Source organism: Embleya sp. NPDC005575 (assembly GCF_040605455.1).
GTDB lineage: Bacteria > Actinomycetota > Actinomycetes > Streptomycetales > Streptomycetaceae > Embleya.
Window position 1 is genome coordinate 22,050 of the sequence record NZ_JBEXCV010000052.1, and the last position, 13,133, is coordinate 35,182.

A 13,133-nucleotide genomic window follows, 5' to 3' on the forward strand; every position below is an offset into this window, starting at 1 on the left:
AGTCGGCTCGACGGGATGATGGGACGGTTGAACACGAAGGTCACGCTCGCTACCCCTGTCTCGGTGCGGTGCTGATTCAATACAATACAGGAGTGTATTGAAATGGAAAGTGGCAGTCGCGGTTCCGGTCGCGCCCGGGACAGTGCGATCGACGCCCGGATCCTGGCCGTGGCCGGACGCCACCTGGCCCGGGACGGGTACGCCGCGATGTCGCTGGCGGCGGTCGCGCAGGAGGCGGGTACCACCAGGCAGGCGCTGTACCGCCGCTGGCCCGGCAAGGCCGAACTCGCCGCGGCGGTGGTCGCCGCGCTGGCCGAGGACGAGCCCGGCGACCTTGCCGCGGACAATCCGTTCACCGTTCTGGTGGCCGAGCTGACCGACTTCCAGCGCGGCGTATCCAAGCCCGGCCGACTCTCGCTCGTCGGCACGATGCTCCAGGACACCACCGACCCGGACCTGCGCGCCCGCTACCGATCCCGGGTGATCGCCCCACGCCGGGCCCGGCTGCTGGCCGCGCTGGAGTCGGCCCGCCACCAGGGTCACCTCGCCCCCGACGCCGACCTGGAGATCGCCCTGACGATGTGCACGGGCGCCTGGTACGGCCGCGAACTCGCGGGCGCCCCGATCCCGGCGAACTGGCCGTACCGCACCGCGTCGCTGATCTGGCGCGCCCTCGGCGGCACGATCCCGCCCGGGACACCGCCGCCGACCCCCGCCTCGGGACCGAGGGCTGACCCGAAATAACGCCCGTCCGGCCGCCCTCAGCCGCTTCGGCGCACGCGGTGCCGGTGCAGGCGGGAACGACCGGCGAGCAGGATCGCCGCCCCGAGCAGGACCCAGGCCCACCGGTCGAGGTGCAGGGCCCACCCGACGAGCACCGCAGCGAGCGCGAACAGCACGTACCGGCGCCCGGGCCCGCCGCCATCCGACCGCAGCCGACGGAGGACCCGCCCGCCGCACCCGTCGTCTTCGCGCCATGCGTCCCGCGAAGCCGGTCCGCGCCGACCGGGCCGGCCGTGCCACCGGTGCCGCTCGTGCCCGCCGCGCCGCTCCTGTCGCTTCGACCACGTCCGGCCGCCCGGTCGATCGTCGGTTCCGTCGGCTCGCGTCGCCGCCGTTGCCGGTACGGCCAGTCCGGCCGTCGCGCGCCGCAGCGCCGCCACCGAGTCGGCGGTGAATACGGCCGACAACCGGCGGTCGAGGTCCTCGATCTCCAGCGTGCCCATCGCGTAGTGCTCGGCGAGCAGTCCCGCCGCCGCATCCCGCTCGACCTCGCACACCGGCTCCGAGAAGGGAGACCCGAGCGGCCCGAGCGCGGGCTGCGCGTCCTCGGTCATCGATGCCCTCCGTTCGGGTCGGCTGCCGCTGCGGCGGCGATCGCGAGCGGAGAGTCGATCGGGTCGACCGCGGGCCGCCCGGGCAGCGGGGCCTCGGCCGGCCCGCCGTGCTCCTCGTCGCGGGCCCGGCGCGGCAGCAGGAACGCGGTGAGCAGGACGAGTGCGAGCGCGGCCACGACCACCCACAGGGTCTGTTCCAACGCGTGGGTGTACGCGCCGGCCCGTCGCGAGCCGTGCGATCCGGCTGCGGCGTCGAAGAAGAGCGTGCCCAGAACCGCGACGCCCAGCGTGGCGCCGAGTTGCTGGTTGGCGTCCAGTAGGCCGGACGCGGAGCCGGTCTCGTGCTCGTCGACGCTCGCCGGCGCGATGTCGAAGAACGGGGCGAGCACCAGGCCCATGCCGACCCCCGTGAACAGCAGGGCCGGCGCGAGGTGCCGGGCGTCGGCGCCCACCTGATGCAGCGTCAAGGACAGTGCGGCCACGCCCGCGGCCATCACCACGGCGCCCGCGTGCAGCACGGTTCGGCCGAACCGGGGCACCAGCACCGCCCCAGCGGCCACCGCACCGAGCACCACGCCCAGCGCGATCGGGGTGCTCGCCAGACCGGCGTGGATGGCCGACCAACCCAGCCCGATCTGGAGGAACAGGCCGAACACCAGGATCAGTCCGTTCATCGCGGCGAAGAACACCAGTCCCGGCGCCGAGGGCCGATCCGGGGTCGGCGCCGGCGACGGGAATGTGTTGACGTCCATGACTCTCCTCGACGAATGGTGTTCGTTCACGACGAATCGCGTTCGATATGCCGATCGCCGTTCGTTACAGGAGTCAGTGTTCGGGTCAACTACGCTGTTCGCAACCCTCGATCGAAACAGGACGGCAACAGATGGCGAGAACGTCGCGGACCGGGCCCCGAGCCATCCCCGGCCAACCGCCCACGGACGCGGGCGCCGACGTACCGGATCTGCCCACGCCGCCGTGGCGCCGCGGCCGGGCCAAGCCGGTGCGCCCGCCGCTGAATCGGGCATCGATCGTCCGGGCGGCGCTGGCCGTACTGGACGAGGGCGGGCTCGAAGCGGTGAGCATGCGTCGGGTCGCCGACGAGTTGCACACCGGACCGGCGTCGTTGTACGTCCACGTGTCGAGCAAGGAGGAACTGCTCGAACTCGTGCTGGACCACGTGCTCGGCGACGTGGTGATTCCGGCGCCGGACCCCGAGCGCTGGCAGGCCCAGCTCAAGGAGGTGGTGCTGGGCTTCCGGGCGGTGCTGGCCGCGCACAACGACCTGGGCCGGGCGGTCCTGGCGGCGATTCCCTCCGGGCCGAACGCGCTGCGGATCAGCGAGGGGCTGCTGGCCGTCATGCGCGGCGGCGGCGTCCCCGAGCAGGCCAGCGCGTGGGTGCTGGACGTGCTTCAGCTCTACATCTCGGCCGACGTCTACGAGGCCGCGCTGCACCTGTCCCGGTCCGAGCAGGGCGAGGATCCGATGGCGATGGCCCAGGCATATCTCGGCGAGGTCATCGAGGCGTTGCCGCGGGAGCGATTCCCGACTCTGACCGCGCTGAAGCCGCACATGACCAGTGGTGGCCGGATGGAACGGGTGGAATTCGGTCTGGACATCTTCATCCGAGGGCTGGCGGACATCCCACGACCGTGACCCGAGCGCCGCCGACTCAGCGGTCGGCGGCCGGCTTCGGCCGGGGCAAGGCGGCGCACGCGGGATCCGAAACGGGGGAGAGCCACCCGGACCGGGGTCGGGCGAGCGCCTGTTGCCGCAGCCAGCCGGTGGCGTCGACGAAGGCCCGGGCTGCGGCGAGCGGCGTGTCGTGCTCGGAGGACACGTCGGCGAGCGGATGCCCGCCGCAATCGGCCGGCGCCGGGCAGTACCGGGTGATGTCCGCCTCGACCACCCACGGCGGCCCCCAGCGCAGGTCGAACCCGCAGCGGCGCGGGAAGTACAGCGCGGTGACGAAGGTGAAGCCGTTGTCGAGTTCGAGGACGCCGAGCAGGCTCGCCAGGGCGCGACCGTCGAAGCGTTGACACCCGTAGTGGACCCCGGCGACGGCGCCGACGTGTGCGCCGAGCCCGCGCAGGTGCCCGTCGGCTGCGGCGAGCGCGTGCCGAACCGCCTCGACCTCGGCGCCGGTGACCTCCGGGAACACCCAGGCGGGATCGCCCAGTTCCAGCGGGACCGCGACGATGTCCAGGCCGGATCCGAGCTCCGGTTCGACGTCCGGGGCAGGGGAGGCGTCCGGGGCAGGGGAGGCGTCCGGGCCCTGCGGGGTCATCGGATGCCGAACCGGTGCTCGGCGAGTTCGTCGAGGTCGGTGACCGAGCCGGGAATCGCAGTCGACTGCGGCCGGGGGCGGTCGATCGCCTGGAATTCGGCTTCGGTCGTGGCTGTGGGGAAGTCGGTCACGGAGCGAGCGTGCCGGGCGCGGGGCCGCACGGCAAACGATTTCGGCCCGATGCGGTCAGGCGTGCGGCGCTTCCATGGCCGGGCGCAGCCGCGCCAACAGGCCGAAGAGGGCGAGGCGTTCGTCGGTGGTGAGTGCGTCCAGCGCGGCGCGCGTGGTCTTCATCTCGCTACGGATGCGCCGGATCGTGGCGTGGCCCTCTTCGGTGGCCACCACGTTCTTGACCCGGCGGTCGTGGGGGTTGGGCTCGCGGCGGACCAGACCGCGCGATTCCAGCCGGTCCACGATGCCGGTGACGTTCGAGGCGTCGCACACCAGGCGGTCGGCGAGCCCGCGCATGGGCAGCGGGCGGCGGAGCAGGGAGAGCGTCTTGGCCTGCACCGAGGTGAGGCCGTGTCGGCTGACCACGGCGGCGAAGTCGTGGAAGTACGCCGTGCCCACGGCGGCCATGGCGTCCATGATCTCGGCCGTGCTCGGGTTGGTGGGATCGACCTCGGTGTCCGTGGTGCTGCTCATGGATCCAAGTTAACGCAAAAAGGTTGAAGACTTCAATCTTTGAACTTGACGTAGCAATTTCCGAGTGTCTACGGTCGGATCCGGCATATTGCTTGAAGGCTTCAACCATCGAGGCTGCCAAGCTTCGCCCCAGCCCCCCGAAGTCCCCCCGAAGTCCCCTCCCAGGAAGAGCACCCCGTGAGCAGCCCCACCCCGCCCGGCAAGAGCACCGGAACCGGCGCCGGAACCGGTCCCGCCACCGCCGACAAGCGACGATCCGGTGCCCCGCTGATCCTCGCCCTGGGTCTGGCCGCCATGGTCGTCGCGATGGCGCAGACCCAGGTCATCCCGATCCTCGGGCTGCTCCAACAGGAACTGGGCACCACGCCCGCCGGCGTCGGCTGGGTGACCACCGCGACGCTGTTGTCCGCGGCGGTGTTCACTCCGCTGCTCGGCCGCTTCGGCGACCAGCACGGCAAGAAGCCGACGCTGATCGGCGTACTGATCGTGATGATCGCCGGCTCCGTGCTGGCGGCGGTCACGTCCTCGCTGCCGTTGCTGATTCTGGGCCGGGTGCTCCAGGGCGCGGCGACCGCGATCTTCCCGCTCGCGCTGTCGATCATCCGCGAGGAACTGCCGGCCGAGAAGCTGCCCGGCGCGATGTCGCTGATCAGCGGCACGCTCGCGTTCGGCAGCGGACTCTCGCTGGTGGCCACCGGGCTGCTCACCCGCGGCGACGACCCGAACTACCACCTGGTCTTCTGGTTCTCCGCGATCCTGTCCGCGGTCGCCCTGGTCGCGGTGATCCTGCGGGTGCCGGCCAGTCGCACCAAGGCGGGCGGCCGGATCGACCTGCTCGGCGCGGCCACCCTCGGCCTGTTTCTGGTACTGCTGCTCCTGGGCATCTCGCAGGGCCACGAATGGGGCTGGGCGTCCGGCAGGACCATCGGCGCCTTCGTCGGCGCCGTGCTGATGGCGGGCGTGTGGGTCCAGGTCGAGCGCCGGGTCACCGACCCGCTGGTGGACCTGCGGATGTTCGTGCACCGCCCGGTCCTACTGACCAACCTGGCCGGCCTGTTCGTTGGCTTCGCCGCCTTCAGCCAGTTCATCGGCATCTCCTACCTGGTCCAGATGCCCGAGCGGGTGGCCGGCTACGGATTCACCGCGTCGGTGCTGCGGGCCTCGGTCGAATACCTGCTCCCGGGCGCGCTGATCTCGCTGCTCGCGGCTCCGCTGGGCGGTCTCCTGGTGGGCAGGATCGGCGCCCGGGTGACCCTGGCCATCGGCTCGGTGGTGGGTATCGCCGGCTTCGTGTGGCTCGCCTTCGGCCACGGCGCGTCCGTGTCGGTGATCCTCGCGGGCATGCTCACCGGTATCGCGATCTCCTTCGGGTACGCGGCGATGCCCGCGCTCATCGTGGCCAACGTGCCGCACCACCAGACCGGCATCGCGAACGGCATCAACTCCATCTCGCGCAGCGTCGGCAGCTCGATCGCCAGCGCCGTGATCACCTCGCTGCTCGCCTCCAAGTCGGTCGCGGGCCTGCCAGCCGGCTTCCCGCCGATCCCGGCCGAGAGCCAGTTCACGCTGAGCTTCGTGATCGCCGGGGTGATGCTGCTCCTGGTCGTCGGGGTGGCGTTGGCGGGCCTGAAGCGGGTACCCGCCAGGGCCGAACCCGTGGCCGTCTCCGTGCCGCAGGACCGGCAGTCCGTGGACGCCTGACGGACGCACGCCGCATCGACAGCCGCACCGACGCCCCGACCCACCCCACCGTCGAGAAAGGCCACTTGGATGATCCCCACCACCAGCCGCGAATGGCACATCCTGGCCCGCCCCAAGGGCTGGCCGAAGGAGGAGGACTTCGCCCTGCGCGAGGTCGAGATCCCGGAACTCGCCGACGGGCAGATGCTGATCCGCAACCTGTTCCTGTCGGTCGACCCGGCGATGCGCGGCCGGATGAACGACGTCAAGTCGTACACCCCGCCGTTCAAGCTGAACCAGGTCATGGAGGGTGGTGCGGTCGGCCGGGTCGTCGCGTCCAAGGCGGCCGGCTTCGAGGTCGGCGACGCGGTGCAGCACTGGCTCGGCTGGCGCGAGTACTCGGTGGTCGAGGGCAAGGGCGCGGGCGCGGTCAAGGTCGATCCCGACCTCGCGCCGCTGTCCGCCTACCTGGGCGTCCTGGGCATGCCGGGCATGACCGCGTGGGCAGGCCTGCTCGACGTCGCCTCCTTCCAGCCGGGCGAGGCGGTGTTCGTCTCCGGCGCGGCCGGCGCGGTGGGCAGCCAGGTCGGCCAGATCGCCCGGCTCAAGGGCGCCTCGCGGGTGGTCGGCAGTGCCGGCTCGGCGGACAAGGTCGCGCTGCTCGTGGACGAGTACGGCTTCGACGCCGCGTTCAACTACAAGGACGGCCCGATCGCCGAGCAACTCGCCAAGGCCGCGCCCGACGGCATCGACGTGTACTTCGACAACGTCGGCGGCGAGCACCTGGAGGCCGCGATCGGCGCGCTGCACACGCACGGGCGGGTCGCGATGTGCGGCGCGATCGCGCAGTACAACGCCACCGAGCCGACCCCCGCGCCGCGCAATCTGGCGCTGTCGATCGGCAAGCGGCTGCGGCTCCAGGGCTTCATCGTGATCGACCACTTCGGCAGGCGCGAGGAGTTCCTCGCCGAGGTCGGCGGTTGGCTACGCGAAGGCAGGCTCAAGTACCGCGAGACGGTGGTCGAGGGGATCGAGAACAACCTCGACGCGCTTCTGGGCATGCTGCGCGGAGCGAACACCGGGAAGATGGTCGTCGCCCTGCCGGAGTGAGTCGGCGAACGGGTCGGGACATGCCGAAGGGCCGCGCGTGGGGGTGGACGCGCGGCCCCTCGGGGCCTTTCGGGACGGGCAACTCAGGCCGAAGCAACCGGAGTTCCGGTCAGCCGAGGAACAGATAGTCGGCCTGGTAGGGCACCTCGACGGTGGGCCGGCTCGCCGGGTCGCACGTGCCCGCCGGCGCCACGCCGCCCCGCGTGTTCAGCCGCAGCACCTGGGTGGTCGCGGAGAGCAGCAGATCCGGCTTGCCGGTCTGGGTCGCGTTCAGCACCAACTCGGGGATGTTGCCGTCACCGTTGGGCAGTTTGGTCGCCACCGCGCCGGTCACCGCGCTGCCGTCCGGAGCGACCCACTGCGGCGGCCCGGCCGTCGGGTTCACGAAGGTGTGCTTCAGGTCGCCCTGAAGCTTGGCGGCCACATCGAACTGGGTGAACGCGGTGACGCCGTCCTTGGTCGTGCACGCGTAGATCTGCTTGCCCGCGACCACCGACAGGTTCGACGCCGCCGCCTTCGGGGTCACCTTCCGCTCCAGTTGCCCGCGCACCGCGCCGCCCGGGAACTCGCCCGTGTGCAGGTTGGTGTAGTAGTTCGCGGGCGCCGCGTCGATTCGCTCGACCACGGCCGGGTCGATCCCCTCCACCGTGCCGGCCAGGCCGGTCACCGACTGCGGCAAGCCGGCCTTCGCGTCGAACAGCGGCGCGACCACGTCACCGTTGGCACCCGCCGCCGCCCCGTGCAGGTGGCCCAAGGTGGGCGGGGCCACGCCGGTCCAACTGAAGGACCAGTCGATGCAGTTGCCCCACGGGCGCACCGAGGTGTCCGCGCGCCCGTCCGGGTCGCCGGTCTTCTTGCCCTCGGCGTTCGGTACCTCCTGCTTGCCCGTCGCCTCGGCGGGCAGCGTGCCGTTCTTGAGCACGCTGTTCACGTCGGCCGGGCGGGCGAGCTTGACCAACTGGCCGCGGATCGCGCCGCCGGGGAACTCGCCGGTGTGCACGTTGAAGTACAGGCTCGCCGGGTCGGCCTTGATCTTCTCCAGGAGCGCGACGTCGGTGACCTTGACGCTCCCGGTGACCGCGTTCGCGGTGCCGGGCAGCACCGATGCGAAGAACGGCACCTTCACCTCGCCGTTCCTGCCCTTGCCGCCCAGGTGCAGATGGGCCGCGGTCGGCGCGCCGATGCCCTCCCAGCGGATGCCGAAGGTCACCTGGTCGCCTTTGATCCGGACCAGCGCGGTGCCCTTGCCGTCCTTGTCGCCGACCGCCGCGTTGCCGCCGGGGACCTCGTTCGCACCGGACAGGCCCGCGGCGAAGAAGGTCTCCTCGCCGGTCGCGGGTGCGGCCGCGCCGGTGGTGGTCCGGTCGGACGCGGGGACCGTGTTGCCGTGCTCGGTGCCGTGTTCGCCGTCCGGCGCGCCGGGGTCGTTGGCGCCCTTGGCCACGGCGGCCGAATCGGTCTTCGTGGCACCGGACTTGCTGTCCGAGGACGAGCAACCGGTGACGGCGAACGCGAGGCCGGCGGCGAGGGCGATGGTGGGCAGCGTGTACTTGCGTGCGGGCATGACGTATCTCCCCGAGGTCATGGGTCGGTGGATTGCGCGCGAGTGGAACGGCCGGGCCTCGTCCGCGTCGACGGCGCGGGGGCGCGCGGGCCGGTGGTGCCGGGTGACCTGCGGTGGTGCTCGGTAACTCGGTGGTGCCGCTTGGGAGTCGGCAGGCGGAGCGGCGGCCGGGCGGCCGGCCGCCGGTGCCCGGGTCGATCAGTAGGAGGAACCGCCGTTGCCGGTCGAGGGCTTGTCGGTCTGCGGCGCCGTGCTCGTGGCCGCTCCGGCCTTCTTGCCGTCGGGGGTCACCGCGAACCAGCTGCCGTTCACGCCCTGGCCCTTGGTGTCGCCGGGCTTGGCGTCGGCCGCGAACCGGTACACGGGCCAGCCGGCGATGGTGACCTGGGTGCTGCCGTCGCTGCGGGTGACACTGCCGACCGCGGACTGGTCGAGACCGTTCACCGTCACACTGCCGGTGGTGGTGACCGCGGGCCACTTCGCGGCGCAGTCGCCGTCGCAGTTCGACTTGGACGGCTTGGCGGTGTCCTTGTCGAAGCGGTACAGCGTGAAGCCGGAGTCGTCGGTGACGATCGCGCCGAGCTTGGCGTCGGTGCCCGCCTTCAGCACGGCCTTGCCCGCCGTGCCGTTCGCGCTCTGCCCGGGTGCGGCAGGCGTGCCGGGCGCGTTCTGCGCGGGCTGGGACTGCTGTGCGGTGGGCTGTGTCGTGGTGCCGGCGGCCTTGCCGTCGTCCTTCGAGTCGCTGCCACAGGCGGACAGGCCCAGACCGAGCGCGCCGGCGATGGCGACGGCGGCGATGCTGCGGGTGCTGAAAACAGACATGGTGAACCCCCGGAGGATGGTTGTCGGATGTATCGAACGGCGTAACGGGGAAGGGTTTTGGGTTCCGTTCCCGAGTCGACCGGTTCGCGTGCCGGTCGTTGCGCGTCGACATCCAGCAGTACGGGGGAGGGGTCGAAGAGGGTTCAACGTCGCCGAAAGTTTTTTTCGAGGAATGGCGGCCGAACCCGAACCGGCCCCGGCGAAGGTTCTCGCCGGGGCCGGAACGTGCAGGTGGGCGGCAGGACACGCCCTACCAGGCGGCCGGCGCGTAGTCCTTGAGGAAGCAGCCGTACAGGTCCTCGCCGGCCTCGCCGCGCACGATCGGGTCGTACACCCGCGCCGCGCCGTCGACCAGGTCGAGCGGCGCGTGGAAGCCCTCGTCGGCGAGCCGCATCTTTTGCGGGTGCGGGCGCTCGTCGGTGATCCAGCCGGTGTCCACGGCCGTCATCAGGATGCCGTCCGAGAGCATCTCCTCCGCGCTGGTGCGGGTCAGCATGTTCAGCGCGGCCTTGGCCATGTTGGTGTGCGGGTGGCCGGGGCCCTTGTAGCCGCGGCTGAACTGGCCCTCCATCGCGGACACGTTGACCACGTACTTGCGTCGGGCCTTGGCCGCGGCCATCGCCGGGCGCAGCCGGCTGACCAGGACGAACGGCGCGGTCACGTTGCACAGTTGCACCTCGAGCAATTCGACCGGGTCCACCTCGTGCACCCGCTGCGTCCAGCTGTTCACCGGATCCAGGTCGGGCACCAGGCCGCCCGCGTCGATCGCGGTGCCGGTCTCGATCCGGGCCGGCGAGGCCGAGCCGCTGGTCAGTGCGAGGGCGGTGAGCGCCTGCGGGGTGAGCGCCTGGTCCTCCGAGCGGGACTGGCCGGGCAGCAGCACGTGGCCGCTGCCGCCGATGTGGCCGAACGAGACCATCTCCGGCAACTCGCCGGCCGGGAGCGGCGCGGCCTCGGCGGCGGCCAGCGCCGCGTACGCCTGCGGAGTCCGGCGGACCGTCTGCGCGGCGTTGTTGATCAGGATGTCCAACGGCCCGGCCTCGGCCACCGAGTCGGCCAGGGCGACCACCTGGGCCGGGTCGCGCAGGTCTATCCCGGCGATCTTGAGCCGGTGCAGCCAGTCCCCGCTGTCCGGCATCGCGGCGAACCGGCGGATCGCGTCGTTGGGGAAGCGGGTGGTGATCGTGGTGTGCGCGCCGTCGCGGAGCAGGCGCAGCGCGATGTACATGCCGATCTTGGCCCGGCCGCCGGTGAGCAGGGCGCGGCGTCCGGTCAGGTCCGTGCGCTGTTCGCGGCGGGCCCGGTTCTCGGCGGCGCACTCGGGACACAGCTGGTGGTAGAACGCGTCCACCTCGCGGTAGCGCTTCTTGCAGATGTAGCAGGCCCGGGCGCGTTCGAGCACGCCGGCGATCTCGGTCGTGGTGACCGTGGTCAGTGCGATGCCCAGCGTCTCGTCGTCGATCCGTCCCGGCGCGCCGGTCGCGGTGGCGGCGGTGACCGCCTCGTCGTTGGCGATCACCCGGTCCCGGCGCTCCTTGCGGCGGCGCTCCTTGACGCTCTTGTAGATGCCGGCCGTGGCCCGCCGGATTCGCACCGCGTCCGGGTGCTCGACGTCCAGGTTCTCGACCTCGGCGAGCACGCTCAGGCACAGCTCCATACGCGCGGGGTCGACCCCCTCCGCCACGCTCGTGTCCGCCTGAATCTCGCTACTCGCTGTCATCGCCGTTGCCGTTTCCTGTGTTCGCCGCCACCACAAAACCCCGGCGAAACTCTACGTCGTGCCGGGACCTGGACCAATTCCCGCGCTTGGCGGGCCGGATGCGCGGAGTCCGGTCACCGCACATCACGCACCGCCACGGCGTCGGAGCGGGCGGTGTCCGCGGCGGCACATCGTCGAGCGGCTGTGGGTCGCGCTCCCGGACCCCCCGTGCGGGCCGGGAGCGCGACGTTATGGGGACGGGTGCCGTTCAGGTACGAGACCAGCCGTAGGTGCGCTCGACGGTGATGCGGATGACGACGCGGTGTTCCGCGGCCATCACGGCGCGGTACTCGGTCCAGTCCGGGTGTTCGCCGACGATTCGGCGGTACACCTCGACCAGTTCGTCGGCCGTCGGGTCGTCCGGGGCGCGGCACTCGGCGCCGATCTCGGCGTGGCCCTCGGCGACCAGGTAGCCGGCGTAGTCGGGGGCGGTGACCAGGAAGCTCGCGCGCGGGTCGCGGGCGAGGTTGCGGGTCTTGGCGCGGTCCGCGGTGGCCGAGATCCGAATCGACCGGCGGTCCGGCTCCCACAGGTAGGAGACCGGGGAGAGCTGGGGTCGGCCGTCCCGCTTGAGGGTGGTGAGGACGCCGCGTCGGTCGGCGCCGAGGAGTTCCGTGTCCATGTTCGGTGGCTCGCTTTCGTTACGGGCCTCAGAGAACGGCAACCCGGTCCGCTCCGCGACGCCCTCGTACAACCGATTCGGCAGGCGATCGAGCGTGATCACGGAGCACCGGCCTTCCTGGCCATCACGTCGGCGCGGACGCCGGGTCGCGGCAGTAGTTGATGTGTCATGTAGATCGTCCCGGGCACGTACATGACATGTCAAGTAGCTGCTAGATTGGTAGCCATGGCCCGTATCGAGGAGACGCCCTGGCTCGACCCCGTGCAGCAGCGCGCGTGGCGGGGATATCGCCGATTGCGGCTGCTCGTGGACGCCCGGGTGGCTCGTGATCTGGCCGTCGACTCGGGCCTGTCCGATCCCGACTACGACGTGCTGTCCGAACTCTCCGAGGCGAGCGGGCACCGGCGCAGACTGGGCGAGTTGGCCGAACGCATGTTGTGGTCGCAGAGCCGGATGTCGCATCACGTCAAGCGCATGCAGCAGCGTGGCCTGGTCCGCCGCGAGGAGTGCGCGCGCGACGGGCGCGGCGCCGAGATCGTGCTGACCGCCCAGGGGCTGCGGGTGATCGAGGAGGCGGCGCCGCACCACGTCGCCTCGGTCCGGCGGAACCTGATCGACCTGCTCACGGCCGAACAGATCGCGATGCTGGAGCAGATCGCGGACACCGTGGTCGAGCACGTCGAACCGCGCCTCTGACCCGGCTCCGGCCGCCCGTCGATCGCCTACCGGCCGCCCGCCGGCCGCACGACGCGAACCGCCCACGACCGAGATCGTGGGCGGTTGGTGGGAGGCGACCCTGCCCGGGACACCTCGGCGGTGACCGTGGTGCCGTCCGGCTCGATCCTCCCCGGCGTGAGGTCAGGCGCCCTGCGCGTAGCCCTTGGCGACATGCTCGAGCCACCACTGCGGCGCGGCGTTCATCAGCGTGCCGAAGTCCCAGTAGTCGTGCCAGCGCACGATCTTCCCGTCCCGGAACTCGTGGACGGACACGAACGGCAGGACCACCTGCTCGCCGCTCTCCCAGTGCCACTCCTCGGCGTGTTCGGTGACCACCAGGTCGCCTTCCGCGACGGTGCTCCTGTGGTGATGGATGTAGCCGGTGAGCATCTCCAGGCCCAGCCGTAGCCGGGCCTCCACGGCGGCCGGCCCGGTCGCGCCGGGACCGGGCGCGGCGACGTCCGTGTAGTGGCCGTCGGCGGCGAAGTAGCCCGCGACTTTGCCGAAGTCGCGGGCGTACAGGTCCTGCCAGAACTGTTCGATCAGCCGCTTGTTGGCGGTCGCGTCACTCATGGCGGGCACCCTACGCACG

The 13,133-nt window shown here is 71.5% G+C and carries 15 protein-coding genes; 5 read left to right on the top strand and 10 right to left on the bottom strand.

Annotation, left to right across the window (positions count from 1 at the left end; genetic code table 11):
* The first annotated feature begins 102 nt into the window (after positions 1–102).
* Entirely contained in the window at positions 103–744 is a 642-nt protein-coding gene (locus ABZS54_RS19215; RefSeq protein ID WP_355536980.1) for a TetR/AcrR family transcriptional regulator, read from the top strand.
* 17 nt (positions 745–761) lie between these two features.
* Here ABZS54_RS19215 and ABZS54_RS19220 read toward each other — a convergent pair whose 3' ends face one another.
* Complete coding sequence (locus ABZS54_RS19220) at positions 762–1,337, bottom strand: DUF1707 domain-containing protein (RefSeq protein ID WP_355536983.1); 576 nt, start codon at positions 1,335–1,337, stop codon at positions 762–764.
* Positions 1,334–2,089 carry an MFS transporter gene (locus ABZS54_RS19225; protein ID WP_355536986.1) on the bottom strand — a complete coding sequence of 252 codons (756 nt, stop codon included), beginning with the start codon at positions 2,087–2,089 and terminating at the stop codon, positions 1,334–1,336. The genes ABZS54_RS19220 and ABZS54_RS19225 overlap by 4 nt, the downstream gene beginning before the upstream one ends.
* A gap of 131 nt (positions 2,090–2,220) precedes the next feature.
* On the opposite strand from ABZS54_RS19225, the gene ABZS54_RS19230 reads away from it, so the two are divergent.
* Positions 2,221–2,991, top strand: coding sequence for a TetR/AcrR family transcriptional regulator (locus tag ABZS54_RS19230; RefSeq protein ID WP_355536989.1), 771 nt, complete (start codon positions 2,221–2,223; stop codon positions 2,989–2,991).
* A 16-nt stretch (positions 2,992–3,007) separates the two neighbouring features.
* Here ABZS54_RS19230 and ABZS54_RS19235 read toward each other — a convergent pair whose 3' ends face one another.
* Genes ABZS54_RS19235 through ABZS54_RS19245 form a run of 3 tightly spaced genes read right to left on the bottom strand, consistent with a single transcriptional unit; the run spans position 3,008 to position 4,267 of the window.
* Positions 3,008–3,622: a hypothetical protein gene (locus ABZS54_RS19235; RefSeq protein WP_355536992.1), complete on the bottom strand. Its 615-nt coding sequence runs from the start codon at positions 3,620–3,622 to the stop codon at positions 3,008–3,010.
* Positions 3,619–3,753 (bottom strand): hypothetical protein, encoded by a 135-nt coding sequence (locus ABZS54_RS19240; RefSeq protein ID WP_355536995.1) that lies wholly within the window; start codon positions 3,751–3,753, stop codon positions 3,619–3,621. The genes ABZS54_RS19235 and ABZS54_RS19240 overlap by 4 nt, the downstream gene beginning before the upstream one ends.
* A gap of 55 nt (positions 3,754–3,808) precedes the next feature.
* A complete protein-coding gene (locus ABZS54_RS19245) occupies positions 3,809–4,267 on the bottom strand; it encodes a MarR family transcriptional regulator (RefSeq protein WP_355536998.1) in 459 nt (152 codons plus the stop codon).
* 177 nt (positions 4,268–4,444) lie between these two features.
* On the opposite strand from ABZS54_RS19245, the gene ABZS54_RS19250 reads away from it, so the two are divergent.
* Entirely contained in the window at positions 4,445–5,968 is a 1,524-nt protein-coding gene (locus ABZS54_RS19250) for an MFS transporter (RefSeq protein WP_355537001.1), read from the top strand.
* Between the two features lie 69 nt (positions 5,969–6,037).
* Positions 6,038–7,057, top strand: a complete 1,020-nt coding sequence (locus ABZS54_RS19255) for an NADP-dependent oxidoreductase (RefSeq protein ID WP_355537004.1) — start codon at positions 6,038–6,040, stop codon at positions 7,055–7,057.
* 109 nt (positions 7,058–7,166) lie between these two features.
* Here the strand turns inward: ABZS54_RS19255 and ABZS54_RS19260 are convergent, their stop codons facing one another.
* From ABZS54_RS19260 to ABZS54_RS19275, 4 genes are all read right to left on the bottom strand, one after another.
* The gene (locus ABZS54_RS19260) at positions 7,167–8,621 is read right to left on the bottom strand and encodes a CHRD domain-containing protein (protein ID WP_355537007.1); all 1,455 of its coding nucleotides are present in this window, start codon (positions 8,619–8,621) and stop codon (positions 7,167–7,169) included.
* Positions 8,622–8,819: 198 nt separating this feature from the next.
* Complete coding sequence (locus tag ABZS54_RS19265) at positions 8,820–9,443, bottom strand: hypothetical protein (RefSeq protein WP_355537010.1); 624 nt, start codon at positions 9,441–9,443, stop codon at positions 8,820–8,822.
* Positions 9,444–9,693: 250 nt separating this feature from the next.
* Positions 9,694–11,163: an SDR family NAD(P)-dependent oxidoreductase gene (locus tag ABZS54_RS19270; RefSeq protein WP_355537013.1), complete on the bottom strand. Its 1,470-nt coding sequence runs from the start codon at positions 11,161–11,163 to the stop codon at positions 9,694–9,696.
* 247 nt (positions 11,164–11,410) lie between these two features.
* Positions 11,411–11,926 (bottom strand): PPOX class F420-dependent oxidoreductase, encoded by a 516-nt coding sequence (locus tag ABZS54_RS19275; RefSeq protein WP_355537016.1) that lies wholly within the window; start codon positions 11,924–11,926, stop codon positions 11,411–11,413.
* Between the two features lie 123 nt (positions 11,927–12,049).
* On the opposite strand from ABZS54_RS19275, the gene ABZS54_RS19280 reads away from it, so the two are divergent.
* A complete protein-coding gene (locus ABZS54_RS19280) occupies positions 12,050–12,520 on the top strand; it encodes a MarR family winged helix-turn-helix transcriptional regulator (protein ID WP_355537019.1) in 471 nt (156 codons plus the stop codon).
* A gap of 162 nt (positions 12,521–12,682) precedes the next feature.
* On the opposite strand, the gene ABZS54_RS19285 is transcribed toward ABZS54_RS19280, so the two are convergent.
* Positions 12,683–13,114 carry a nuclear transport factor 2 family protein gene (locus ABZS54_RS19285; RefSeq protein ID WP_355537022.1) on the bottom strand — a complete coding sequence of 144 codons (432 nt, stop codon included), beginning with the start codon at positions 13,112–13,114 and terminating at the stop codon, positions 12,683–12,685.
* Positions 13,115–13,133 lie beyond the last annotated feature (19 nt).

What these genes read in the sequence shown, in the direction of transcription:
- ABZS54_RS19215 (WP_355536980.1), top strand. Translation starts at nt 103, where the DNA reads ATGGAAAGTGGCAGTCGCGGTTCCGGTCGCGCCCGGGACAGTGCGATC.
- ABZS54_RS19220 (WP_355536983.1), bottom strand. Translation starts at nt 1,337, where the DNA reads ATGACCGAGGACGCGCAGCCCGCGCTCGGGCCGCTCGGGTCTCCCTTC.
- ABZS54_RS19225 (WP_355536986.1), bottom strand. Translation starts at nt 2,089, where the DNA reads ATGGACGTCAACACATTCCCGTCGCCGGCGCCGACCCCGGATCGGCCC.
- ABZS54_RS19230 (WP_355536989.1), top strand. Translation starts at nt 2,221, where the DNA reads ATGGCGAGAACGTCGCGGACCGGGCCCCGAGCCATCCCCGGCCAACCG.
- ABZS54_RS19235 (WP_355536992.1), bottom strand. Translation starts at nt 3,622, where the DNA reads ATGACCCCGCAGGGCCCGGACGCCTCCCCTGCCCCGGACGCCTCCCCT.
- ABZS54_RS19245 (WP_355536998.1), bottom strand. Translation starts at nt 4,267, where the DNA reads ATGAGCAGCACCACGGACACCGAGGTCGATCCCACCAACCCGAGCACG.
- ABZS54_RS19255 (WP_355537004.1), top strand. Translation starts at nt 6,038, where the DNA reads ATGATCCCCACCACCAGCCGCGAATGGCACATCCTGGCCCGCCCCAAG.
- ABZS54_RS19260 (WP_355537007.1), bottom strand. Translation starts at nt 8,621, where the DNA reads ATGCCCGCACGCAAGTACACGCTGCCCACCATCGCCCTCGCCGCCGGC.
- ABZS54_RS19265 (WP_355537010.1), bottom strand. Translation starts at nt 9,443, where the DNA reads ATGTCTGTTTTCAGCACCCGCAGCATCGCCGCCGTCGCCATCGCCGGC.
- ABZS54_RS19270 (WP_355537013.1), bottom strand. Translation starts at nt 11,163, where the DNA reads ATGACAGCGAGTAGCGAGATTCAGGCGGACACGAGCGTGGCGGAGGGG.
- ABZS54_RS19280 (WP_355537019.1), top strand. Translation starts at nt 12,050, where the DNA reads ATGGCCCGTATCGAGGAGACGCCCTGGCTCGACCCCGTGCAGCAGCGC.
- ABZS54_RS19285 (WP_355537022.1), bottom strand. Translation starts at nt 13,114, where the DNA reads ATGAGTGACGCGACCGCCAACAAGCGGCTGATCGAACAGTTCTGGCAG.